Genomic DNA, 20,880 nt, shown 5'->3' on the forward strand with positions numbered 1-20,880 from the left:
AAAACCCGAGGTCGGTGCGCCGCGGCGAAAGTTTCGGATCCCGGTTGTCCCCATGTGCACAACTCGGGCGCCCACCAGGGTGAACGCCGAACCGTGCCGGTACCGCCCCGCCCCGGCGCTCGTAGGATGGGCCGGGTGACTTCCCCCGATGATTTCGCGGCTGTAGCGACCGGTGTCGCCTCCGGATCGGACGCCGGATCCGTTGCGGCGCAACAGGTCCTACGCCGAGTCTTCGGTTACGACAGCTTCCGCGGCGATCAGCAGGCGATCGTCCAGCACGTGATCGACGGTGGCGACGCGCTGGTGCTCATGCCGACCGGCGGAGGCAAGTCGCTCTGCTATCAGGTCCCCGCACTGGTGCGCCCCGGCGTCGGGGTGGTGGTCTCCCCGCTGATCGCCCTCATGCAGGATCAGGTGGACGCGCTCAGCGCACTGGGCGTGCGCGCAGGCTTCCTCAACTCCACGCAGTACCCCGATGAGCGGCGGACCGTCGAGGCGCAATTCGTCGCGGGTGAACTCGATCTGCTGTACCTGGCGCCGGAGCGGTTGCGCCTCGACTCCACCGGGCAGCTGCTGGATCGCGGCAAGGTCGCGCTGTTCGCCATCGACGAGGCGCACTGTGTCTCCCAGTGGGGTCACGACTTCCGGCCCGACTACCTGGGTCTTTCCCTGCTGCACGAGCGCTGGCCGGACGTACCGCGGATCGCGCTGACCGCGACCGCCACCGAGAAGACGCGCGACGAGATCATCCAGCGTCTCGACCTCGGCACCGCCCGCCGGTTCGTGTCCAGCTTCGACCGTCCCAACATCCAGTACCGGATCGAGCCGAAGAACCGCCCCGAGCGTCAGTTGCTGGAATTCATCCGCAACGAGCACGCGGGAGACGCGGGCATCGTCTACTGCCTGTCCCGCAACTCGGTGGAGAAGACCGCGGCGTTCCTCACCGAGAACGGCGTCACCGCGGTGCCCTATCACGCGGGCTTGGACAATCGCACCCGCGCGGCGAACCAGTCGCGCTTCCTGCGCGAGGACGGACTGGTCGTCGTGGCGACCATCGCCTTCGGCATGGGCATCGACAAGCCCGATGTGCGCTTCGTCGCCCATCTCGACCTGCCGAAATCGGTCGAGGGGTACTACCAGGAGACCGGGCGCGCGGGCCGCGACGGGCTGCCCTCCACGGCCTGGATGGTCTACGGCCTCAACGATGTGGTGCAGCAGCGCAAGCTGATCGACTCCTCCGAGGGCGACGCCGCGCACCGTCGCCAGCTCCAGCTGCACCTGGACGCGATGCTCGCGCTGTGCGAGACGGTCGGCTGCAGGCGCACCCAATTGCTGGCCTACTTCGGCGAGCCCGGGTTGCCCTGCGGCAACTGCGACACCTGCCTGTCCCCACCGCAATCCTGGGACGGCACGGTGGCCGCGCAGAAGCTGCTGTCGACGGTGCTGCGGCTCGAGCGGGAACGCGGCCAGAGGTTCGGCGCCGGTCACATCGTCGACATCCTGCTCGGCAAGAAGAACCCGAAGGTTCTGCAGTACGACCACCACGAGCTGAAGGTGTTCGGAGTCGGTACCGACCTGCGCGATACGGAGTGGCGCGGCGTGGTGCGGCAATTGCTGGCCCACGGGCTGCTGGCCGTCCACGGAGACTACGGGGTGCTGACGCTGACCGAGGCCAGCAGCGAGGTGCTGTTCGACGGACGGCGAGTACCGCTGCGCCGCGAGCCCGAACGCGCGACCAAGCCCGCGCGGGCCGCGAAGGCCGCCAAGGCGGCCTCGGCCGAGCTGCCGCCCACGGACCTGCCGCTGTTCGAGAAGCTGCGCGAATGGCGCGCGGCCACCGCGAAGGAGCAGGGCGTGCCCGCCTACGTCGTCTTCCACGACGCCACCTTGCGCGAGATAGCGGCACGCAAACCCGCGAGCCTCGCGCAGCTCGGCGGCGTCAACGGCGTCGGCGAGAACAAACTCGCCAAATACGGCGAACAGGTGCTCGAAGTGCTCGGCGCCGAATGAGCCGCTACCGTCACGCGGGACACGAGCGGTGTACGGCCAGCGGGCGAGACCGTCGAGGACTGTGGAGGACAGCGTGAGTCGGAGCGAGACGATCGGGCGCCGGGAGTTCCTGGCCGGTGCGGCCACTCTCGCGGCCGGGGCCACGTTGGTCGGCCGCACTCCGGCACACGCGGTGCCCGTCGCGGAGGGGGTCACGAAGTTTCCCTTCCCGGCCGAGCGCAGGGTGCGGGTGCTGGTGACCGGCGACGCGGGCACCGGTACCCGCACCCAGTGGGCGGTCGCCGACGCCATGCGCGCGCTGCACGGTCGCGAACCCGTCTCGCTGGCACTCGGCCTCGGCGACAACATCTACGAACACGGACCCGACGGCGCCGCCGACCAACAGTTCGCCGACAAGTTCGAAAATCCCAATACCGGTTTGGATTTCCCGTGGCTGATGGTGTTGGGCAACCACGACAACAGCTCGGTGCTCGGCGGTGACGGCGGGTGGCTGCTGCGCGGCAACGCCGAGGTGGAATACCACGCCGACTCCAGGCGCTGGTGGATGCCGAGCCGCTACTACTCGGTGCGCATTCCCGAGGAGAACCCCGTCGTCGAATTCTTCGTCCTCGACGTCAACCCGCTCGCCGCCTACCTGCCGCCGGTCTTCACACCCTATTGGGCGGTCGACGGGCAGTTCATGAACGAGCAGCGCGCCTGGCTCGATCGCGCCCTCACCGAATCGCCCGCCCCGTGGAAAATCGCCTGCACCCATCACCCGTATCTGAACAACGGCCCGCACGGGGACGCGGGCCGCTACGAGGGCTTGTCGCTGGAGCCGATCAACGGCGTGCACGTGAAGCGGTTCATCGAAGACCATGTGATCGGCCGCTGCCAGTTCATCCTGTCGGGGCACGACCACTCGCTCCAGGTGCTCGAACCCACGGCGGCGACGAAGGGAACCAGGCAGGTCGTGTCCGGCGCGGCCGCCAAGACGGTCGGGGCCGAGCCGCGGCTCACCGCGAGCGCGGGCCACAGCGCGCTGTACGAGAACTATCACGAGCTGGGCTTCATGGTGTTCGAGCTCACCGACGACGGAGTCGAAGTGGGCGTCCACACCGTCGACCTGACGACCGGCGCGTCCGCCGAGGCGTTCCGGCGCCGTCTGGCCTGAGTTCCAACTGGGTTGCGCCGCGCGGGAATTGCGGCGGGTCGCCGTCGTGGCGGCTACCGTTCTGGCTATGGCACCGGGTGAGGGTTCCAGTGACGCGGGCGACGATATTTCTGCCGGCTCGATGGGCGGTGAGACTCCGGACGCGCCGCCGTACGTCCGCAGCAGAACCGATCCGGCGGTGGAGAACGTATGGCTGCGGCGTCGGCCACCGCCACCGCGCCCCGGCCTGCCGCGAATGTCGACCGTGGCGCTGCTCGCCGCGTTCCTTGCCGTCCTCACGCTCTACGTGGTGCTGCATCAGGGTGGTTAGGGCCTGCGCGACCTGCGGGAATAAACCGGTTGCCGGGTCACTTAGAGTGGACCGTTATGAAGGAGAAGGGGCGCAAGGTCATCGCGACCAACCGCCGGGCGCGGCACAACTACACGATTCTGGACGTCTACGAGGCCGGAATCGCGCTGGTCGGCACCGAGGTGAAGAGCCTGCGCGAGGGCAAGGCCTCGCTGGTGGACGCGTTCGCGACGGTGGACAACGGCGAAGTGTGGCTGCGTGGGCTGCACATCCCCGAGTTCAGTCACGGCACCTGGACCAACCACGCGCCGCGCCGGGTGCGCAAGCTGCTGCTGCACAAGCGTGAGATCGAGCGGTTGGTCGGCAAATCGCGGGAGGGCAACCAGACGCTGGTGCCGCTGTCGATGTACTTCTCCGACGGCAAGGTGAAGGTCGAGCTGGCGCTGGCCAAGGGTAAGCAGGACTACGACAAGCGCCAGGACTTGGCCCGGCGCACGGCCGAGCGAGAGGTCACCCGTGAACTAGGACGGCGGGTCAAAGGCATGCGGTGACCGCCGTCCTGCTCGCACTGGTAGCCGCGGCGGGCTACGGCGTGAGCGATTTCTACGGCGGCGTTGCGTCGCGGCGGGTGACCGCACTGCGCGTCGTCATCTATTCCTATCCGTTCTCGGTGCTGCTGGTGCTCGCGCTGCTTCCGTTCGTGTCCGGGAGCGCGGAGGCCGCCTCGTTGTGGTGGGGCGCGGCGGCGGGTGTCGCCAGCGGTGTCGCGGTGTGGTGGTTCTACGCCGCGCTGGCCGGCGGTCCGATGGCAGTGGTCTCCCCGCTGACGGCGGTGCTGGTCGCGGGCATTCCGGTACTCGCCGGGCTGGTGACCGGCGAGCGCCCCGGCCCGCTCGCCTTCGCGGGCATCGTGTTCGCGCTGGTCGCGGTGCTTCTGGTGAGCCGGGAGTCGCCGGATGAGGTGACGGAGGAGATCACTGGGGGACGCGAACTGCGGTTCACCCGCAAGGTCGCCGCGCTGACCATCGGATCAGGCGTCGCGTACGGATTCGCCTTCGTCTTCTTGCACGAGACATCGGCGCAGTCCGGGCTGTGGCCGCTGCTCATGCAGCGCCTCGCGGCCACCGCGGTGGTGTGGCTCACCGCGCTGAGCGCCCGCGATTTCGGGCGGCTGCGGGGTGAGCCCCTACGACTGGCCTGCTATATCAGCGTGCTGGACGTCATCAGCAACGCCGCGCTGCTGTATGCCTTCCACGGCTCGCTGCTGTCACTGGTGAGCGTCATCGGCTCGCTCTATCCGGCCGTGACCGTGCTGCTGGCAATGGTTCTGCTCGGCGAGCGGGTCCGCCGGCAGCAGCAGGCAGGCCTGGTCCTGGCGTTGGCCTCGGTCGCGCTCATCGCCGCGGCCTGAGGAACGGCCGCACAGGTTCGAGCGCTCAGGCCGACTCCGGCGCGGGCACCGACTCGGGCGGCGGCTGATCGAAGGATGCCCGCTGCCCGAGTCAGAGAGAACGCGGATTGCGAGTGTCCGCCTCCCGGAATCCGGATTCCGTTCTACCGCAGGCCGCGCGGCTCATCGCGTGCACGGTTCGCGCAGCGATATCCGTTTCAAGGTCGGACTGCGGTAGTCGGCGACCACGGTGCGCGACCCCAATGACGTGGACGGATCGGGCACGTTGACCACCGCGCGCTGCGCCGCGACGTCGGGTTCTTCCCGCCCGTAGATCTGCTGCGCGGCCATTCCCTCGGAGTCGACGGTGAGCCCGGCAAGGGTCTTGCGCAGGGTCGGCCGGTCCAGTCCTCCGGTCTCGGCCGCCTTGGTGAGCAGCGCCTTCATCGGATAGGAGATCGCCCAGCCCAGGTTGTAGCCGAAATTCGTCGGTTCGCTCGGCGCGGCGTTCCTGGCCCGTTGGGCGCCGAGGCTCATGCCGTCCCAACCGTCGAACGGAGAGGTGTAGTTGTAGAGCGACATCAGAGCGGGCGCGGCCGGGGTCTTGAGCAGGGCGCTGTTCCAGGTCGGTGTCGATCCGAGGAACCGGCCCGTGTAACCGGATTTCGCCAATTTGCCGACGATCTCGGCGGCTTCGGCCGGTCCGGTGGCCAGCAGGACCACGTCGGGCGGATCGGCCATGATCTCGGCGACCGGGTAATCCTGGTTGCCGACTTCGGGGTTGGGCCCGGTGTCGACCCGGGCGGTGATGGTCGCGCCGTTGTCCAGTGCCCACTTGAGCGCCCCGCTGGCGTAGTCACCGCCGTAGTTGCCGCGGTAGGCGACCACGCCGAGCGTGCGCGGCTGGTAGTGGTTCTGCGCGAACCAGTCCAGACCCAGCACGGCTTCGGTGCAGTACGAGAAGCCGTCGTCCAGCACCAGGTCTCGGTCGGTGGAGCGGTACTGCCAGCCGGACCACAGGGTGCCTGCCCCGGTGACCAGGTCGGCGTCGTCCATCTCGCCCAGGACGGCCAGGGTCTGCGCGGTCCCGAAACTCATCGCGAGGGCCAGCACATGGGGGGCTATGTTCTCGAATTCCGCGACGTGCCTGCGCGGATCGTAGGCGGTGTCACGCGTGTAGGTCGCGATGTCGATCTCGTATCCGCCGATACCTCCCTGCTTGTTCACCTCGTTCCAGAACGCGAGTTGCCCGTCCTGCAGCGACTTTCCGAGCGGAGCGAAGGGGCCGTTGTTCAGGTCCGACAGAACACCCAGATAGATACAGCCCTTGTCGCGGTGGATCGCGTGCGGGCACGCTTCGCGGGTGACGCCCGGGACGGCGGCGGACTCGGAAGCCGAACAGCCGCCGGTCAGGACGAGCCCGAGCGCGAGGGGGGCGGCCACGAGACGCAGCAGCCGACGGAGATTACGGTGGAAAGGCATGTCTCGCTCGCTTACGGCTGCACGCAGGGCTCGGTGAGGGTGACGCGGTCCTGGGTCGGGCCGTGATAGTCGGTCGCCAGGGTCTTCGCACCCAGCGGCGCGGTCTGCTCTGGCGCTTCGATGACCGCTCGCTGCCTGGTGAGGTCGGGTTTCGCCGCGCCGTAGGTGTATTCGGGTATCGCGCCCTCGTAGTCGACGCGCAAGCCGTGCACGGCTTGGCGGACGCCCTTGCGGGTCAGCTTGCCTTCGTTGACCGCTCGGGTGAGCAGCGCCTTCATCGGATAGGAGAACATCCACCCGGCGCTGTAACCCCAGGTGGAGGGCTCGCGAGTCGCCGAGGCCCTGGCCTTCTTGGCGCCGGCGCTGAGGCCGTCCCAGCCGTCCAGCGGCGAGGTCATGTTGTAGCGCGTCGTGATCGCAGACGCCGCAGGGCTTTTCAACAGGCCGCCGTTCCAGGTCGGGCCCGAGCCGAGAAACCTGCCCGGATAACCGGCCAGCGCCGCCTTGCCCATGATCTCGCCCGCCTCCGCGGGGCCGGTGGCCAGGAGCACGAGATCCGCTCTGGCATTGAGGATCTTGGCGACGGCGGCGTCCTGGTTGCCGATCTGGGTGTTCGGCTCGGTGTCGATCTGCGCCACCATGTCGACGCGGTTGGCGGAGGCCCATTTCTTGGCCCCGGTGGCGTAGTCGCCGCCGTAGTCACCCTGATAGCTGACCGTGGCGATCGAAGACGGCTTCGCTTGGTGCTCGGCGATCCAGTCCAGGGCGATGATCGCCTCGGAACAGTAGGAGTAGCCGGACTCCAGCAACAGACCCTTGTCGCTGTTCTCGAATTGCCAACCCGACCACAGGGTTCCGGCAATGGCGATCATGTTCGCCGCGTCCATCTCGGGAAGTACCTTCTGCGTCTGCACGGTGCCGAAGCTCATGGAGAGCGCGAGGACGTGCGGCTCGATTCGCCGGTACGCCTCGGCGTGCTTCTGCAGATCGTAGTTCGTGTCCTCGGTGTAGGTGGCGATGTCCACCTCGTATTTGCCGCCGATGCCGCCCGCTTCGTTCACCGCCTTCCAGAACGCCAGCTGGCCGTTGTGAATGTCCTTGCCCAGCGCGGCGAACGGCCCGCTGGTGAGATCGGACAGCACGCCCAGGTAGATACACCCCTTGCGGGAGTCGACCGCGTTCGGACACGGGTCGGAGGTGACCCCGGGTTCGGACACGGTCGACTTGTCGCCCAGGACAGAGCACCCGGTCAGGACGAGTCCGGCGATGGCGGTGAGGGCGGACAGGCGCAGCAACCTGTCCCGAATGGTGCGAACTGCCAAAGTGTTTCCTTAGTCTGAAATCGAGATCCGCTGCTCAGAGCCGATCGTACGGCTCGTGCAGTGTAAGTCGGGTTCCTCGCCGGGCCCGGAGAACCGGCTACCAGCATCCGGGAAGGATGGGTGTTCGAGCGGGCGGTGACGGGGATCCGGTTGAGCTGCGTGCCGTGACCCCCGGACCATATCGGAGGAACAGAGAACACGGTGCGTTCTCGACACCGCCCGAGGGTGGGAGTTCGGAGGTTCCGGTCCGGAAACGTGGCGACTCGGAATGCCTCCTCCGACCCTCGGGGCCCCGTTACCTCACCCGCGTCAGTGCCCCCGGCCGACGCTGCCGGTGTGGGGTCCACCACGACCGGATATCGGGATGATCCGGCCTCTCGCCGGTGTTAACATGAACAGCCCGGCAAGGCGCCGGGGCGTACGGGGCTGAACGGTTTCGACTGCGTACGTAGATCTAGGGGAAGCGTGTCGGTGCAGGCAAGAGACCACCGTAAGCGTCGTTGCAACCAATTAAGCGCCGATTCTCATCAGCGCGAGTACGCTCTCGCTGCCTAACCAGCGAAGCGTCTCTGTCGGCCCGGGGCATGCCCTCGGCTCCGGTGCCGGCATCAGCTAGAGGGCTAACCGTCCTACTCGGTCGCGGAGTAGGACGGGACATCGAACAGCGACTGGGATCGTCATCCGGGCTTGTTCGCGGGACCCGGAGATCCGAGTAGAGGCACAGCGGACTGCACACGGAGAAGCCCTGGAGACGCGGCGGAGGACCCGGGTTCGATTCCCGGCAGCTCCACTCGGGCCCTCCACCTGTTTGCGCAGGTGGAGGGCTTTTTTCATGCCCCAAGTACCCGCGGATGGGGGCGCGTGCCCACATTTTGCCCACATCTGACCGCGGCGTTTGCCGCTGCTGGTCGGAATCCGGGGCCCATCCGATCGGCCACGTCGTCGAACGGATGGCCGCAGTTGGCGAGGGTCAATGGCAGCATCTTGGCCCACTCGGGCCACACCAGCCGATACCCGAGCCGCCGCGCGAGCCGCTGCACCTGCGCGGTCTCCCACTCCGGCGCGGCGCTGCTGTCGTGGTCGATCCATCCGAAGGCGACCGGCTTCACTCGACTACACCCCTTCGGCACGGGTTGTTATTCGGTCCTCTGGTCTTGGGTCGAGCAGATCGTGGGCGCGCTCGATCGCCTCGTCCTCGAGGATCTCCGCGTGCTCTTCGGGTGTGCGCGGCCAGCCATCCGGGCCGACGTATTGCGCGGTTCCGTCGTCCGAGAATCCGCAGAACCGAAGTACGACACCGGTCGGCCCGTTTGCCAGACCGCGTTGAAACTGTCGGTATAGGTGTCGAACAAGCCACCGTCGAGGGTACGGCGCAGATGCCAGACGGGCGCACCGTATGCGTTCACGTGGAAGGGTGAACCGATGGCGCGCATCGAGTTCTATGACGACCCAGCCGCACCAGAGCCGAACAGTCTTGTCGTCGCGGCATCCGCCGTGGTGTGCGACGACATCGGCCGCATCCTGCTTCAACGGCGCGCTGACAGCGGCCTGTGGGCACTGCCCGGTGGTGGCATGGAGATGACCGACAGCCTCCCCGGCTGCGCGGTACGAGAGGTCAAGGAAGAAACCGGTCTCGACATCGAAATCACCGGGCTCGTAGGCACTTACACCGATCCGCGCCACGTGATCGCCTACAGCGACGGCGAGGTCCGACGCCAGTTCAACGTGTGCTTCCTTGCTCATGTCATCGGGGGCGACCTCGCCATCTCCGATGAGTCCACCGAACTACGGTTCGTAACCCCCGCCGAACTGGGCAGCCTCGACATGCACCACACGCAGCGGCTCAGGCTGACCCACTACTTGGAGAGGCGATGCGCGCCATACCTCGGCTGAAGATCCGGCGCAGGAGGGTGGCGCGTGGCGGGCGGCCTTTTCTTCCGCTCTGAACGTGATTTCGCACGGTGCGCGAGGGCACATTTGGGCGCAACCCTGAGAAAAACCGTGATTGAGCGTGACTCACAGTGATGTGTTTTCGCAGGTCGAGCCCGGATTGATACCCCTGCCGGGGGTCTGATTCGGGTTCGATTCCGGGAGCTCCACTCGAGGTTCCCCACTCGAACCTAGAGTGAGGGGTCTTCCAGCGCTCCGATGGCCCGAAGAGCCGACCTCTCTGAGGGGCCACGAATTCAAGTCACCGTTGAACAGTGGGGGCGGTTGGTCAACCGCTGGGTTCACGCATTCGGCTCGCCGTAGGCTGCGGCGATGTCCTGGGAACTGCTCCACCGGCTGTAGGTGGGCGACTGTGGCCAGCCGTCGGGGGAGTCCTGCCATTCCTCCTGCCTGCCGTAGGGCAGTAGGTCGATCAGGGCGAAGGAGTGGCTGAGCTGTTCGGTGCCGCGGCCGCTGGTGTGCCAGGTGCGGTAGACGGTGTCGCCGTCGCGGAGGAATACGTTGACCGCGAACCCTGCGCCGGGCGGTGCGCCGACGTCGGCGCCGAAAGAACTGTTCGCGGTGGAATACCAGGCCATCTTGTTTCCCACCCGCCGCTTGTAGGCGAGTGCCTCTCGGATCGGGCCCTGGGTGACGATGACGAACCGGGCGTCGTAATTGTTCAGGAACTCCAACCGAGTGAACTGCGAGGTGAAGCCGGTGCAGCCGCCACACTGCCACTGCTCGCCCGGAAACCACATGTGGTTGTAGACGATCAGCTGCGACATGCCGCCGAAGAGGTCGACCAGCCGGACCGGTCCCTCCTCGCCCTCGAGGGTGTAGTCGGGCATCTCGACCATCGGAAGGCGGCGGCGCTGAGCGGCGATCGCATCGAGTTCCCTGGTCGCGGCCTTCTCCCGGACGCGCAGCGCTTCGAGTTCGCGCTGCCAGGTATCGGTGTCGACGACGGGCGGCAGTGCTTGCGTGCTCATAGGGTCCTCCCTGTCCGGGTTCATAGCTCGAGGGCTGTAGGTGTAGACGCCGCCCGCTCGCGGAACTCATCGGCGATCGGCTACTTCCTCTCGCCCGGGCCCCGCACCCGCCTCCTGCGGAATTTGCCGCCGTCCATTCGGTCATGTGATCCCTCGACGAGCTGGGCTACCTTGCCGTGCGGATGGCTCGCGAGCCATTCGCGACTACGGCGTCGGTCCGAGTCGGCTCTACCGATCCCGGTCATGATCGGCCTGGGGGTACAGGCCTCGATATGTGTGCGCCCGGCATCGTTCCGGGAGGTGAAGGCAGGAAAGGTGCCGAGGTGGGTTGCGGTCGGAAAGCGGCAAATCAGAGAAAACGGGCGGATTCTGTTTGGTTGCTGACTGCGGTGGAATTGCCGGGGTAATGTCCATTGAGCAGGGAAAATGGGGTGTTTGCCCCTCGGTATCTGGATGGCTGCCATGAAGCTCGAAGCCGAGATTCGCAACTTCTCCCGAGATGGGAGCGGGGGGCTTGGGAGGCTGACATGACTGCTGGAATCGCGGGTAACGGGATGCGGTCGATTCTGCGTGCCGCCTGTGTGAGCGTCGGGATAGATGCGAGCGATGCCCAACCGGTGGGGTCGCAAGGGGTCTACCGGTTGCGCGGCGGGCTCGTCGTGCGGATCGGCGAGCGGGGACAGAAACTCGCGACCGGGCGGGAAGTCGCGGTCGCTCGCTGGCTGGAGACCTGCGGGGTGTCCGCGGCGCGCGTCGTCGCGGACATTCCGCAGCCGGTTGTGGTCGACGGACGCCCGGTGACCTTCTGGCAGGAGCTGCCACCGCATCACCCTGGCACGCCCGGTGAGGTCGCCAGGGCGCTGGGACAGCTGCACCGGCTACCACTGCCGGGCTTCGAACTACGCCGGATGTCGCCCCTGGCCCGGGTGGAGGAGGAGATCGCCGCCGCGCACACGGTGACCGAGGACGACCGGCGCTGGCTGGGCAAACACTTGGAGGAACTGCGCGGCCGCTGGAAGGCGCTGCCGAAGGGCCTGCCGTGGTCGGTGGTCCAGGGTGGCGGCTGGGAGGGCGGCGTGGTGGTCGGTGACGACGGCGACGTCATCCTGGTCGGCTTGGAGCAGGCGATGATCGGCCCGCCGGAGTGGGACCTGGTGCACACGGCGATCGAGTGCTGGACCGCGGGCGAGCTCACCGCATCGCAGTACGCCGAATTCTGCGCCGGGTACGGCCGCGACGTGATGCGCTGGGACGGCTTCTACCTGCTGCGCGACATCCAGGAGTTCCGGATGGCCTTGCAGTCGATGCGCGCCGCCACCGTCGACCCCACCTATCAGCGGCAGGCGCTGCGCCGCCTCGCCTACATCCGCGGCGACGAGGGCATGCGGCCGTGGCCCGAGTGGGCGCACCTCGAATAGGCCGCCCGCCGCGACCCGTCATCTCTGAACGGATGGCAGGCAGGAACCTCGGGGACGTAGCCCAGGTACGCGCCGTACCCGGCCGAGTTACCCATCTCGGCGGTCGCCGAGGCGTCCTCTGCCGGGCGCGTCGCGGCACCGGGACCACGCCGCCGCACGGTAGCGATGGATCGGTGATCAGCCCTGCTGAGTCGGGACGACGACGAGTTCGGCGATGTTGACGTGCTCGGGTACGCCGACCGCGTAGGCGATCGCGTCGGCGATGTCGCGGGGTTGCAGTATCTCGATCGCCGTGCGCCACTGCTCCAGTCCGGCGCGCTGTTGTTCGTCCTGCATCCCCGCGCCGAGTTCGGTGCCGACGAAGCCGGGTTCGATGTTCTTGACCCGCACGCCGCGCGGCCCGAATTCGGCGCGCAAGTTGCGGGTCAGGTGCGCGACCGCGGCCTTGGTGGCGGTGTACACGGCGTAGTTGGGGAAGACCGTGTGGCCGCCGATCGAGCCGACCAGCACCAGATCCGCTCGCCCGCCCCGTTCCGCGGCCGCGAGCAGGTCGTCGATGAACGCTCTCGCGGTGTAGAGCAGGCCGGAGATGTTGGTGCCGACCATCTGGTCCCACTCGTCGGTGAGTGCGGACTCGAAGGGCGCGGCGAGCATGACGCCCGCGTTCGCGACGACCAGGTCGACGGAACCGAATGCCGCCCGCACGGTGGCCGCGGCGTCTCGCATCGACTGCTGGTCGGCGACGTCGGCGACCACCGCGAGAGCGTCTGCGCCGATCTCGGCGGCGAGTTCCTCGATGCGATCCTTGCGCCTGCCCAGCAGGGCGACCTTCGCGCCGCCCTTTGCGAGTTGCCGCGCGGTCGCTGCGCCGATTCCACTGGATGCTCCGGTGACGACCGCGACGCGGCCGGTGATGTTGTTGGTCATGTCCACTACGTTGCGCGCCCGCACGGCCGCATGACAGGCTGCGGTCTTCCTGGTAGTCGGGGGGCCACCCGGGCTCACGTCGGCTCACCTAGGCTCGGATCATGGACTCCGACAATCGACTGGGCGCTTTCCTGCGTGCGCGCCGCGAGCTGGTGCGGCCGGAGGATTTCGGGATGTCCGGGGGTGGTCAGCGGCGGGTCGCCGGACTGCGCCGGGAGGAGATCGCCCTGCTCGCGGGGGTGAGCGCCGACTATTACGTACGGCTGGAGCAGGGACGCGACCGACATCCCTCCGAACAGGTCATCGCCGCGCTGGCGCGCGTGTTCGCGCTGGACGAGGAGGGCACGGCGCATCTGCGAGCGTTGGCGCGGCCGACGGCCGCGCGATCCCGGGCGCCGCGACGGCCCGAACGGGTGGCGCCGGGGCTATTGCGCCTGATGGAGGCGTGGCCGCATACGCCCGCGGTGGTGCTCGGCAGATACCTGGACGTGCTGGCGGCGAATCCGCTGGCCGCGGCCGTCAATTCGTGCTCGGTGCCGGGCGTCAATCAGGTGCGCATGGTCTTTCTCGATCCCGAGGCGCGCGATCTCTACGGCGACTGGCCGACCATCGCGGCCGATACTGTGGCCAGCCTGCGGGCGACCGCCGGGGCGGACCTGGACGATCCGCGATTGACCGAGCTGGTCGGGGAGCTTTCGCTGAAGAGCGAGGAATTCCGGCAACTGTGGGCGCGCCACGACGTCCGGGTGAAGACCGCGGGCGTCAAACACTTCCGCAACCCGATGGTCGGGGACCTCACGTTGTCCTACGAGACGCTCAGCGTCAACGGCGCGCCGGGCCAGATACTCATCGCCTACCATGCGGAACCGGGATCGCCCTCGGAACGATCGCTGGCCCTGCTCGGCAGTTTGATCGCGAACGACGGGAAATCGGCCGGTGCCGAGCGCCGCGACGCCGACGCGTCTCGGCCACAGCGCTGAGCGAGTCCGGCGCCGACCGGCCGAGTCAATCCTTCGTTTCGGTCCGTGTGGCCCCCGCCGACGCCGCCACCACACACCCGACGCCCGCCCACTGTCCGAGGTTCATGACCTGACCGAGGACGATCAAGCCCGCGATCGCCGCGACCGCGGGCTCCAAGCTCATCAGCACACCGAACACGCGGGGCGGAATCCGCCGCAGCGCTTCCAGCTCCACCGAATACGGCAACACCGATGACAACATCGCGACCGCGAATCCCGCGGCGAGCACGGCGGGCTGCAACAGCGCGGCGCCCGCATCGAGCACGCCGACCGGCAGCATCACCAGCCCGCCGAATGCCATGGCGAGCGCCAGCCCGCCCCCGCCGCTGGTCCGTTCGCCGAGCGCGGCGCTGAGCAAGATGTAACCCGCCCAGCACGCCGCCGCGGCCAGCGCGAAGATCACCCCCACCCAGTCCACGTCCCCGTCCGCCCGGGTCAGCAGCAGCACTCCGGCCCCGGCCAGCACCGCCCACAGCGGGTCGATCCAGCGCCGCGATCCGGCCAGCGCGACGGTGAGCGGTCCGAGGAACTCGATGGTCACCGCCATGCCGAGGGGGATCCGGTCGATCGCCTCGTAGAACGAGAGGTTCATCAGCGCGAGCACCGCCCCGTACCCGAGCACGACCGGCAGCGCACCACGCCCCACCCGTAGCGACGAACGCCAGATCACCAGCAGGACGACCCCGGCGAAGACCAGCCGCAGCATGACCGCTCCGGCCGCGCCGGTCGCCGCGAACAGCTGCGTGGCCACAGCCGCGCCCACCTGCACGCTGACGATGCCCGCCAGCACCAGCGCCGTCGGCGGCACACCACCGAGACCCTGCGCGGCGACCCTGCGTCGCACCGACACCGGCCTCGCGCCGCGCACCATCCGCTCGAAGTCGATCGCTACCACACCAGCACCTCCGTCGCTCCACGGGAAGACCCTCGGACACCCAACCACGAGGGGACGACACGATCGTCAGGCGGCACGGGGGGCCCGGCCGCACTCCGCCGGTGAGGTGAGTGGCGGTGGTGCGGTCGTTGTCGCGCCGCGTCGCACACGACGGAACAGACCCGTCCGGGCGAGCGACCGAGGAGCACACGCGCCGACGGATCTCGGTGCGCCGGTGCGAGCCGAATTCCGCGGTTCGCACCCCGTCGAAGCCCTACGGGAGTGAGGATCTAGTAATCGCGTCGGTGCGCGCGGCCGGCGTCCGTTCGACGAGGAGCGACTCACGACCGATAGGACCACCCGAATGCGAAGACGAATCGGTGCGACAGCGGCGGCGCTCGGAGCCGTCGCGGCGGTCACGATGGCCGACCCGCCCTCGGCCGGGGCCACGGTGACCCAGGTCGGGATGTATCCCGGCCTCAATTTCGGGTTGGTGACCAATTACGGGACGGGCTGCACCTATACCGCGCGAGCCACCGTGACCGACGTCGTCGCACCGGTGGTGTTCTACGACAACGGCATTCCGTTCGGGGTGGTCCGGCCTTCCGGCGGCGTCGCGCTGATCGACTGGGTGCCCGCCACGCCGGGACCGCACACCGTCAGCGCCGTGCAGGAGCCGGACGCGCCGTATGTGGCGAGTATCGACCTCCCGGTCGGCGAAGGCATCCACCTGGGCTACGCGTGCGTCGTCGGCGGCGGTTGACGGCGACGTCCGCCGCGCCGGTGATCGGCGGTCCGAGCTCGATCCCTTCGGCGGGAAGGAAATGAGCATGCGAAGCAACGGGCCGATCGTCGTGGGTGTGGACGGGTCCGCCGGGTCGGCGGTGGCGGTCGCGTGGGGAGCGCAGGCCGCCGCGCAGCATCGGGCGCCGTTGCGTCTGGCGCACGTGGTGGATCCGGTCGCCGACTACGGGCCCGGTGTCACCGAACCGCTCACCAGCACCGACTATGCCCGATTGGAGGGGCACGGTCGCTGGGTGCTGGATACCGCGGCCGAGGAGGCGCGCATCGCGGTCCGGGCGCTGCACGACATCGAGATCAGCACCGAGCTGGTGCACGAGCCGGTCGGTCCGGCGCTGCTCGACCGCACCGGCGGAGCGCGGATGATGGTGGTCGGCACCCGCGGTCGCGGGACCGTACAGCGTGCTCTGCTGGGATCGGTCAGTGCGGCGCTGGCGCGGCGGGCGCGCTGCCCGGTGGTGGTTGTCCGGGAGGGCGCCCCGCTCACCGCGGAAGCCAGGAAGAAGCTGATCGTCGTCGGCGTAGACGGCACCGAGATCAGCGAACCCGCTATCGAAGCGGCGCTGCACGAGGCCTCGGCGCGGGGTGTGCCCCTGCTGGCCCTGCATGTGTGGACGGGCGTCGAACTGCCGTCGGTGAGCGCTGAACTCGCGGTGGATACCGAGAAGCAGATCGTGCTGGCGGAAAGCCTCGCGGGGTGGCAGGAGCATTTTCCCGATGTCGAGATCCGGCGCGAGATCGTGACCGACCGGCCCGAGCGCTGCCTGCTGGAACGTTCGGGGCAGGCCCAGTTGCTGGTGGTGGGCAGCCGCGGGCGAGGCGGGTTCGCCGGCATGCTGTTCGGTTCGACCAGTCAGGCACTGCTGCTGTCGGTGGCGTGCCCCATCATGATCGTTCGCGACGTCTCGATGGCGGTCCGCTACCTGCCCGACTGAGCGTCACACTCCGGTCGTCGAGCCCGGCCGCACGATCATCAGAACGGTGACCGCCGCCCACAGCAGGTTGAACACTCCGGTGTCCATGGCGAGACGGCGGATCAGCGCCGGAGTGGTGCCGGTGAGGTCGGCGAGGACCTTCTGCTGCCCGGGCAGCACGAGCAGGGCGAGCACGCCCGCCGCGGCCGCGGTCAATCCGATCGACACCACCAGCCAGGTGTCGCCGAGCACGCCGAGAGCGAGCGCGGTGAGCACGCCGAAGGCCGGGACCGCCACGCCGAGCAGGGCATAGACGCGGCAGATGCGATGCAGCGTGCCGAGGACGGCCGGGTCGTGCCCGGTCGCGGTTGCGGCGAGGGCGCGGCGGGTGGTGGCGGGAAACATGCTGGCCGCCACCGTCACCGGGCCGACGGCGATGATCACGGCGAGCACGTGGACCGAGAGCAGGAACTTCGTCACGGCGGTCGACACTAGCCAGGATCCGGCGCGGGCGAAATTGGCGAAAGTGCCATATACCGCTCGATTCTCGCCAAGGGCGGTGAAATGCGGATATCCAGCAGAAGCCAGTTCGGCGCATTGGCTGAAATCAATCGGCCGCATAAACTATCGCCATGCACACCGTGGCCGTCCTCGCCCTGGACCAGGTGATCGCGTTCGATCTGGCCACGCCGGTGGAAGTGTTCGGGCGTACCTGTCTCCCCGATGGCAGGCCCGCCTATCGCGTGCTGGTCTGCGCGGGCACCCCGACGGTCGACGCGGGGCTGTTCACGATGCGAGCACCGCGCGGCCTCGACGCGCTGGGCGAAGCCGACACGATCGTGCTGCCCGGCTGCGCCGACCCGGCCCTTACGGTGCCGGACGAGGTGCTCGAGGCGCTGCGCCGCGCCGCGGCCGCGGGCACCCGTCTCGCGTCGATCTGTTCCGGCGCCTTCATCCTGGCGGCGACCGGATTGCTGAACGGGCACCGCGCGACCACGCACTGGCTCGCCGCCGCGGACCTCGCGGCCCGTTACCCGGACATCGATGTGGACCCCGACGTGCTGTACGTGGACAACGGCTCGCTGCTCACCTCGGCGGGCGCCGCGGCCGGAATCGACCTGTGCCTGCACATGATCCGCCGCGACTACGGATCGGCGGTCGCGGCCGACGCGGCCAGGAAGTCGGTCGTCCCGCTGGAGCGGGAAGGGGGGCAGGCGCAGTTCATCGTGCACGACCAGCCGCCGACGCCGCGCGGCTCGGCGCTGGAGCCGGTGCTGCGGTGGATTCAGGACAACTCCGCGCGGGATCTCACCCTCGACGACATCGCCGCCCAGGCCGGGATGAGCACCCGCACGCTCAACCGGCGGTTCCGCGAGCACACGGGTACCACGCCCCTGCAGTGGCTGCTGCGCGCGCGAATCCGGCAGGCCCAGCATCTGCTCGAAGCCACCAGCCACCCGGTCGACCGGATCGCGGGCCAGGTCGGTTTCGGCTCGCCCACCGCGTTCCGCGACCGCTTCAAGCGGGTGGTCGGGACGAGTCCGCACAACTATCGCGCGGCATTTCACGGCTCCGATGCGAATCTGTCCGGCTAGCGCGGGGGCGTGCCGGATGGGGCGCGGCGACGGCGGCCGCGCCGACCGATGAGTTCTCGCGCGTCGTCCCGTCGGATCAAGCGACATCGCAACACCGATCCAGGAGCAACGCACATGAGGAAAATCACCGCCGGCCTGTTCATCGCCCTCGACGGCGTCGTCGAGGACCCGCAGGACTGGCACTTCCCCTACTTCGACGACGCCATGGGCGCGGCGGTCGACGCCCAGCTCGGCGCCGCCGACACCCTGTTGCTCGGCCGCAAGACCTACGACAGCTTCGCGGGCGCGTGGCCGGAGCGCGAAGCGGCGGGCGGCCCGGACGCGGCGTTCGCGAAGAAATTGGGCGACGCGCGCAAGATCGTGGTTACCCGGCAGGATCTCGACTTCACCTGGCGCAACTCCGAAGTGATCGACGGCGATCTGATCGACGCGGTGACGGCGCTGAAGAACGAGCCCGGCGGCGACATCGGCATGAGCGGCTCGGTCTCGGTGGTCCGTCAGCTCCTGGCCGCCGGTCTGCTCGACGAGTTGCACCTGCTGGTGCACCCGATCGCGGTCGGGAAGGGCGATCGCCTGTTCCAGGACGGCGTGGCCACGGTCCCGCTGCGACTGCTGTCCTCGGAGACCTTCCCCACCGGCGTGCTGCATCTGGTCTACACCCGCGACGAGACCGCGTCCAACGCGTCCTACGACGACGCGAAAGCCCATCTGTCGCAGAGCGTTCAGTAGGCGTCGTCGCCGTCCGGGCGGCCCGTCGTGGTGAAGCCGCTAGTGCCCCAGCGCTTTCGCGACGATGCTCCCCGTGACGGCTTTGATGAGATAGCTGGTCGAGTCGTGTGGCGACGCGCCGTTGTCGAAATGCTGTTCGGTGACCGGGATGACGGCGCTGCCGGGGTACGGCGGAAAGAACGAAGTGAGGTCGAGGTGTGCCGCCACGAGGTCGTCCTCGTCGACCAAGTTGTGCCATTCCGTCACCGATTTCGGCACGGTGCTCGGCTGGGGGCGCAGCCGGTCGTACACGACCGAGCGCAACCCGAGTGGCGAGCCCATGGTCAGCAGGGTCACCGGATGGTCGGTGCGGTGCAGCGCCTCGTAGGCCACCACGCTGCCCAGCGAGTGCGCGACGACCAGGCGGGTGTCGGGACCGACCTGGTCGAGCACCTGCTGCTGGGCATATTCCCGCACGTCGTCGTCGGTGAAGTACCGGGCGACCTGGGACAGGGCGCGGATGACGAACTTCTGCGCCAATCCGAAACCGAACGGCGCGAACCAGCGCAACCGCATCAGCGCGTTGAGCGCGGGCCGCAGTCTCGCCTGCGCTCCCTGCGCCACCGCGTCCGGCGGCGGGGGTGTGCCGAGGCGACGGGCCGTCGCCCGGTCACGCTCGTCGCCCGCGTGCGCGGCGGCCGTCGCCAGCCATTCGGCGGCGAGCTGTTCCATCAGGTCGAGCTGGGCGTCGTCGGGTTCGATTCCCGCGCCCTGCGCGCCCTCGACCAGGAAACGATTGCCGTAGAAGGCCATCCTGGTCGACAAGTCACCGGGAGAACCGTTGCGCCACAATCGGTCCGCGAGCTCCGGGGCGCCGTGGTTGCGGACGCCGCCCGCGAGTCCGGGTAACCAGCGCGCCTCCAAGGTGTCGGCCGATTCCTGTTCCTGCGCGATGCCGTGTACAAGGACGATCGTCGCCAATGTCCCCACCCCTTCCGATCCCCGGTGTCGCCGAACAGTGTCCCTCATTCCGGCCTGCTCGTCAGCACGGGTCTTCCTTCGGGGCGGCGCCGCGCGTGAATCGCTTGTCGAGTGGCGCAATCGAATTGGCGAGACCGAACGGCACACGTTCGGCGATCGAGTGTTGTGGGGGATCGGACCCCGGACTGCGGGCGAGTGGGAAGCAGGGAGCAGTTCCACTGCGCACATCGTGGCGCTCCCGGCGACGATTGACACATCGAGTACGACCCGCGACCGCCGTACGACGCGGGTCACGTCGGCAAAGCATCGCGCGCCGTGCGGCTGGCCGCCACCGCCCAGCAGTCCCGGACCGTGGTGCAACCGGGGAACTTCGGGGAATTCGCCAGATTGTCGGCCGCCGTGCCGCAGCTGGCGTGGCGCAGTGCGATCCGTCGGGCGCGCGTACGCGGGAAGGTGCTCAGGCGTCCCGCCACTTGATCGAGCAACCCATGCTCGGCCGGTGCGGTTCGGGGACGGGTCCGCCGGCCAGCACGGCTTCGACGGCCGTGCGCAGGTCGTCCCCGGTCAGCGGCTTCCCGTTTCCGGGCGTCGATTCGTCGAAGGCGCCACGGTAGGCGAGCCGGAGGTTCGCGTCGTAGAGGAAGAAGTCGGGAGTGCACGCGGCGCGAAAGGCCCGGCCCACGTGCTGCTGCTCGTCGACGAGATAGGGGAAGGTCCAGCCCGCGCGGATCGCTTGGTCGCGCAGCCGCAGCGGTGCGTCGTCCGGGTAGGCGGACGCGTCGTTGGTGCAGATCGCCACGGTGGGCATGGACGGCAGGGAATCGACCAATTCGCCGAGCGCCGCCTCGATGTGCTTGACGTAAGGGCAGTGGTTACACGCGAAGACGACCAGCAGTCCGGGGCCGTCCGCGAAATCGTCCCGGGAGTAGATCCGCTGGTCGAGGTCGGGAAGCGAGAAGTCGGGTAGCGCTGTGCCGATGGGGACCATGTGTGAGGTATGCGCCATGGTGTGCCTTCCGTCGGGATCGCAGAGGACAGCGGGAGCCTAACCCCGTGTCGTCCGATTCGTCGGAAAT

21 protein-coding genes and 1 other RNA gene are annotated in these 20,880 nt (G+C 68.5%); 13 read left to right on the top strand and 9 right to left on the bottom strand.

Annotated features, from left to right (window positions below; genetic code table 11):
- Positions 1-135: 135 nt before the first annotated feature.
- The 5 genes from recQ to ABZ803_RS05115 all read left to right on the top strand — a co-directional run bounded on the left by recQ (position 136) and on the right by ABZ803_RS05115 (position 4,863).
- The gene (gene recQ, locus ABZ803_RS05095; RefSeq protein WP_357033090.1) at positions 136-2,010 is read left to right on the top strand and encodes a DNA helicase RecQ; all 1,875 of its coding nucleotides are present in this window, start codon (positions 136-138) and stop codon (positions 2,008-2,010) included.
- Positions 2,011-2,083: 73 nt separating this feature from the next.
- Positions 2,084-3,163: a metallophosphoesterase gene (locus ABZ803_RS05100; RefSeq protein ID WP_357033093.1), complete on the top strand. Its 1,080-nt coding sequence runs from the start codon at positions 2,084-2,086 to the stop codon at positions 3,161-3,163.
- 67 nt (positions 3,164-3,230) lie between these two features.
- Entirely contained in the window at positions 3,231-3,473 is a 243-nt protein-coding gene (locus ABZ803_RS05105) for a hypothetical protein (RefSeq protein WP_357033096.1), read from the top strand.
- Between the two features lie 56 nt (positions 3,474-3,529).
- Positions 3,530-4,003 carry an SsrA-binding protein SmpB gene (gene smpB / locus ABZ803_RS05110; protein WP_174186417.1) on the top strand — a complete coding sequence of 158 codons (474 nt, stop codon included), beginning with the start codon at positions 3,530-3,532 and terminating at the stop codon, positions 4,001-4,003.
- Positions 4,000-4,863, top strand: coding sequence for a DMT family transporter (locus ABZ803_RS05115; RefSeq protein ID WP_357033098.1), 864 nt, complete (start codon positions 4,000-4,002; stop codon positions 4,861-4,863). The genes smpB and ABZ803_RS05115 overlap by 4 nt, the downstream gene beginning before the upstream one ends.
- Before the next feature lie 162 nt (positions 4,864-5,025).
- On the opposite strand, the gene ABZ803_RS05120 is transcribed toward ABZ803_RS05115, so the two are convergent.
- Both ABZ803_RS05120 and ABZ803_RS05125 read right to left on the bottom strand, forming a co-directional pair.
- On the bottom strand, positions 5,026-6,324 hold the full coding sequence (locus ABZ803_RS05120; protein ID WP_357033101.1) for an ABC transporter substrate-binding protein: 1,299 nt from the start codon (positions 6,322-6,324) through the stop codon (positions 5,026-5,028).
- Between the two features lie 11 nt (positions 6,325-6,335).
- The gene (locus ABZ803_RS05125; RefSeq protein ID WP_357033104.1) at positions 6,336-7,646 is read right to left on the bottom strand and encodes an ABC transporter substrate-binding protein; all 1,311 of its coding nucleotides are present in this window, start codon (positions 7,644-7,646) and stop codon (positions 6,336-6,338) included.
- A 422-nt stretch (positions 7,647-8,068) separates the two neighbouring features.
- On the opposite strand from ABZ803_RS05125, the gene ssrA reads away from it, so the two are divergent.
- Positions 8,069-8,439, top strand: a transfer-messenger RNA (tmRNA) gene (gene ssrA / locus ABZ803_RS05130).
- Between the two features lie 37 nt (positions 8,440-8,476).
- On the opposite strand, the gene ABZ803_RS05135 is transcribed toward ssrA, so the two are convergent.
- On the bottom strand, positions 8,477-8,755 hold the full coding sequence (locus ABZ803_RS05135) for a hypothetical protein (RefSeq protein WP_357033107.1): 279 nt from the start codon (positions 8,753-8,755) through the stop codon (positions 8,477-8,479).
- A 313-nt stretch (positions 8,756-9,068) separates the two neighbouring features.
- Between ABZ803_RS05135 and ABZ803_RS05140 the strand changes: the two genes are divergently transcribed.
- Positions 9,069-9,539 carry an NUDIX domain-containing protein gene (locus ABZ803_RS05140; protein WP_357033110.1) on the top strand — a complete coding sequence of 157 codons (471 nt, stop codon included), beginning with the start codon at positions 9,069-9,071 and terminating at the stop codon, positions 9,537-9,539.
- A 338-nt stretch (positions 9,540-9,877) separates the two neighbouring features.
- Here the strand turns inward: ABZ803_RS05140 and ABZ803_RS05145 are convergent, their stop codons facing one another.
- Complete coding sequence (locus ABZ803_RS05145; RefSeq protein ID WP_357033113.1) at positions 9,878-10,567, bottom strand: DUF899 family protein; 690 nt, start codon at positions 10,565-10,567, stop codon at positions 9,878-9,880.
- Positions 10,568-11,094: 527 nt separating this feature from the next.
- Between ABZ803_RS05145 and ABZ803_RS05150 the strand changes: the two genes are divergently transcribed.
- On the top strand, positions 11,095-11,985 hold the full coding sequence (locus ABZ803_RS05150; RefSeq protein ID WP_357033116.1) for a phosphotransferase: 891 nt from the start codon (positions 11,095-11,097) through the stop codon (positions 11,983-11,985).
- Positions 11,986-12,162: 177 nt separating this feature from the next.
- Here ABZ803_RS05150 and ABZ803_RS05155 read toward each other — a convergent pair whose 3' ends face one another.
- Positions 12,163-12,912, bottom strand: a complete 750-nt coding sequence (locus ABZ803_RS05155; protein ID WP_357033119.1) for an SDR family oxidoreductase — start codon at positions 12,910-12,912, stop codon at positions 12,163-12,165.
- Between the two features lie 101 nt (positions 12,913-13,013).
- Between ABZ803_RS05155 and ABZ803_RS05160 the strand changes: the two genes are divergently transcribed.
- Complete coding sequence (locus tag ABZ803_RS05160) at positions 13,014-13,892, top strand: helix-turn-helix transcriptional regulator (RefSeq protein ID WP_357033121.1); 879 nt, start codon at positions 13,014-13,016, stop codon at positions 13,890-13,892.
- Between the two features lie 25 nt (positions 13,893-13,917).
- On the opposite strand, the gene ABZ803_RS05165 is transcribed toward ABZ803_RS05160, so the two are convergent.
- Positions 13,918-14,826 (bottom strand): EamA family transporter, encoded by a 909-nt coding sequence (locus tag ABZ803_RS05165; protein WP_357033124.1) that lies wholly within the window; start codon positions 14,824-14,826, stop codon positions 13,918-13,920.
- Positions 14,827-15,169: 343 nt separating this feature from the next.
- Between ABZ803_RS05165 and ABZ803_RS05170 the strand changes: the two genes are divergently transcribed.
- A complete protein-coding gene (locus tag ABZ803_RS05170; RefSeq protein WP_357033127.1) occupies positions 15,170-15,568 on the top strand; it encodes a hypothetical protein in 399 nt (132 codons plus the stop codon).
- Between the two features lie 67 nt (positions 15,569-15,635).
- Positions 15,636-16,541 (top strand): universal stress protein, encoded by a 906-nt coding sequence (locus ABZ803_RS05175; protein WP_357033130.1) that lies wholly within the window; start codon positions 15,636-15,638, stop codon positions 16,539-16,541.
- Positions 16,542-16,544: 3 nt separating this feature from the next.
- On the opposite strand, the gene ABZ803_RS05180 is transcribed toward ABZ803_RS05175, so the two are convergent.
- Positions 16,545-17,000, bottom strand: coding sequence for a hypothetical protein (locus ABZ803_RS05180; protein ID WP_357033133.1), 456 nt, complete (start codon positions 16,998-17,000; stop codon positions 16,545-16,547).
- Positions 17,001-17,152: 152 nt separating this feature from the next.
- Between ABZ803_RS05180 and ABZ803_RS05185 the strand changes: the two genes are divergently transcribed.
- Both ABZ803_RS05185 and ABZ803_RS05190 read left to right on the top strand, forming a co-directional pair.
- Entirely contained in the window at positions 17,153-18,115 is a 963-nt protein-coding gene (locus tag ABZ803_RS05185; protein WP_357033136.1) for a helix-turn-helix domain-containing protein, read from the top strand.
- A 114-nt stretch (positions 18,116-18,229) separates the two neighbouring features.
- A complete protein-coding gene (locus ABZ803_RS05190) occupies positions 18,230-18,844 on the top strand; it encodes a dihydrofolate reductase family protein (RefSeq protein ID WP_357033139.1) in 615 nt (204 codons plus the stop codon).
- 39 nt (positions 18,845-18,883) lie between these two features.
- On the opposite strand, the gene ABZ803_RS05195 is transcribed toward ABZ803_RS05190, so the two are convergent.
- Entirely contained in the window at positions 18,884-19,813 is a 930-nt protein-coding gene (locus tag ABZ803_RS05195) for a hypothetical protein (RefSeq protein WP_357033142.1), read from the bottom strand.
- A 448-nt stretch (positions 19,814-20,261) separates the two neighbouring features.
- On the bottom strand, positions 20,262-20,810 hold the full coding sequence (locus ABZ803_RS05200; RefSeq protein WP_357033146.1) for a thioredoxin family protein: 549 nt from the start codon (positions 20,808-20,810) through the stop codon (positions 20,262-20,264).
- Positions 20,811-20,880: the final 70 nt, after the last annotated feature.

It is taken from the genome of Nocardia sp. NPDC047648, from assembly GCF_040642815.1.
Lineage (GTDB): Bacteria > Actinomycetota > Actinomycetes > Mycobacteriales > Mycobacteriaceae > Nocardia > Nocardia gamkensis.

Coding starts and splice junctions, on each gene's coding strand:
- ABZ803_RS05105 (WP_357033096.1), top strand. CDS start 3,231: ATGGCACCGGGTGAGGGTTCCAGTGACGCGGGCGACGATATTTCTGCC.
- smpB (WP_174186417.1), top strand. CDS start 3,530: ATGAAGGAGAAGGGGCGCAAGGTCATCGCGACCAACCGCCGGGCGCGG.
- ABZ803_RS05120 (WP_357033101.1), bottom strand. CDS start 6,324: ATGCCTTTCCACCGTAATCTCCGTCGGCTGCTGCGTCTCGTGGCCGCC.
- ABZ803_RS05140 (WP_357033110.1), top strand. CDS start 9,069: ATGGCGCGCATCGAGTTCTATGACGACCCAGCCGCACCAGAGCCGAAC.
- ABZ803_RS05145 (WP_357033113.1), bottom strand. CDS start 10,567: ATGAGCACGCAAGCACTGCCGCCCGTCGTCGACACCGATACCTGGCAG.
- ABZ803_RS05150 (WP_357033116.1), top strand. CDS start 11,095: ATGACTGCTGGAATCGCGGGTAACGGGATGCGGTCGATTCTGCGTGCC.
- ABZ803_RS05155 (WP_357033119.1), bottom strand. CDS start 12,912: ATGACCAACAACATCACCGGCCGCGTCGCGGTCGTCACCGGAGCATCC.
- ABZ803_RS05160 (WP_357033121.1), top strand. CDS start 13,014: ATGGACTCCGACAATCGACTGGGCGCTTTCCTGCGTGCGCGCCGCGAG.
- ABZ803_RS05170 (WP_357033127.1), top strand. CDS start 15,170: ATGCGAAGACGAATCGGTGCGACAGCGGCGGCGCTCGGAGCCGTCGCG.
- ABZ803_RS05175 (WP_357033130.1), top strand. CDS start 15,636: ATGCGAAGCAACGGGCCGATCGTCGTGGGTGTGGACGGGTCCGCCGGG.
- ABZ803_RS05185 (WP_357033136.1), top strand. CDS start 17,153: ATGCACACCGTGGCCGTCCTCGCCCTGGACCAGGTGATCGCGTTCGAT.
- ABZ803_RS05190 (WP_357033139.1), top strand. CDS start 18,230: ATGAGGAAAATCACCGCCGGCCTGTTCATCGCCCTCGACGGCGTCGTC.
- ABZ803_RS05200 (WP_357033146.1), bottom strand. CDS start 20,810: ATGGCGCATACCTCACACATGGTCCCCATCGGCACAGCGCTACCCGAC.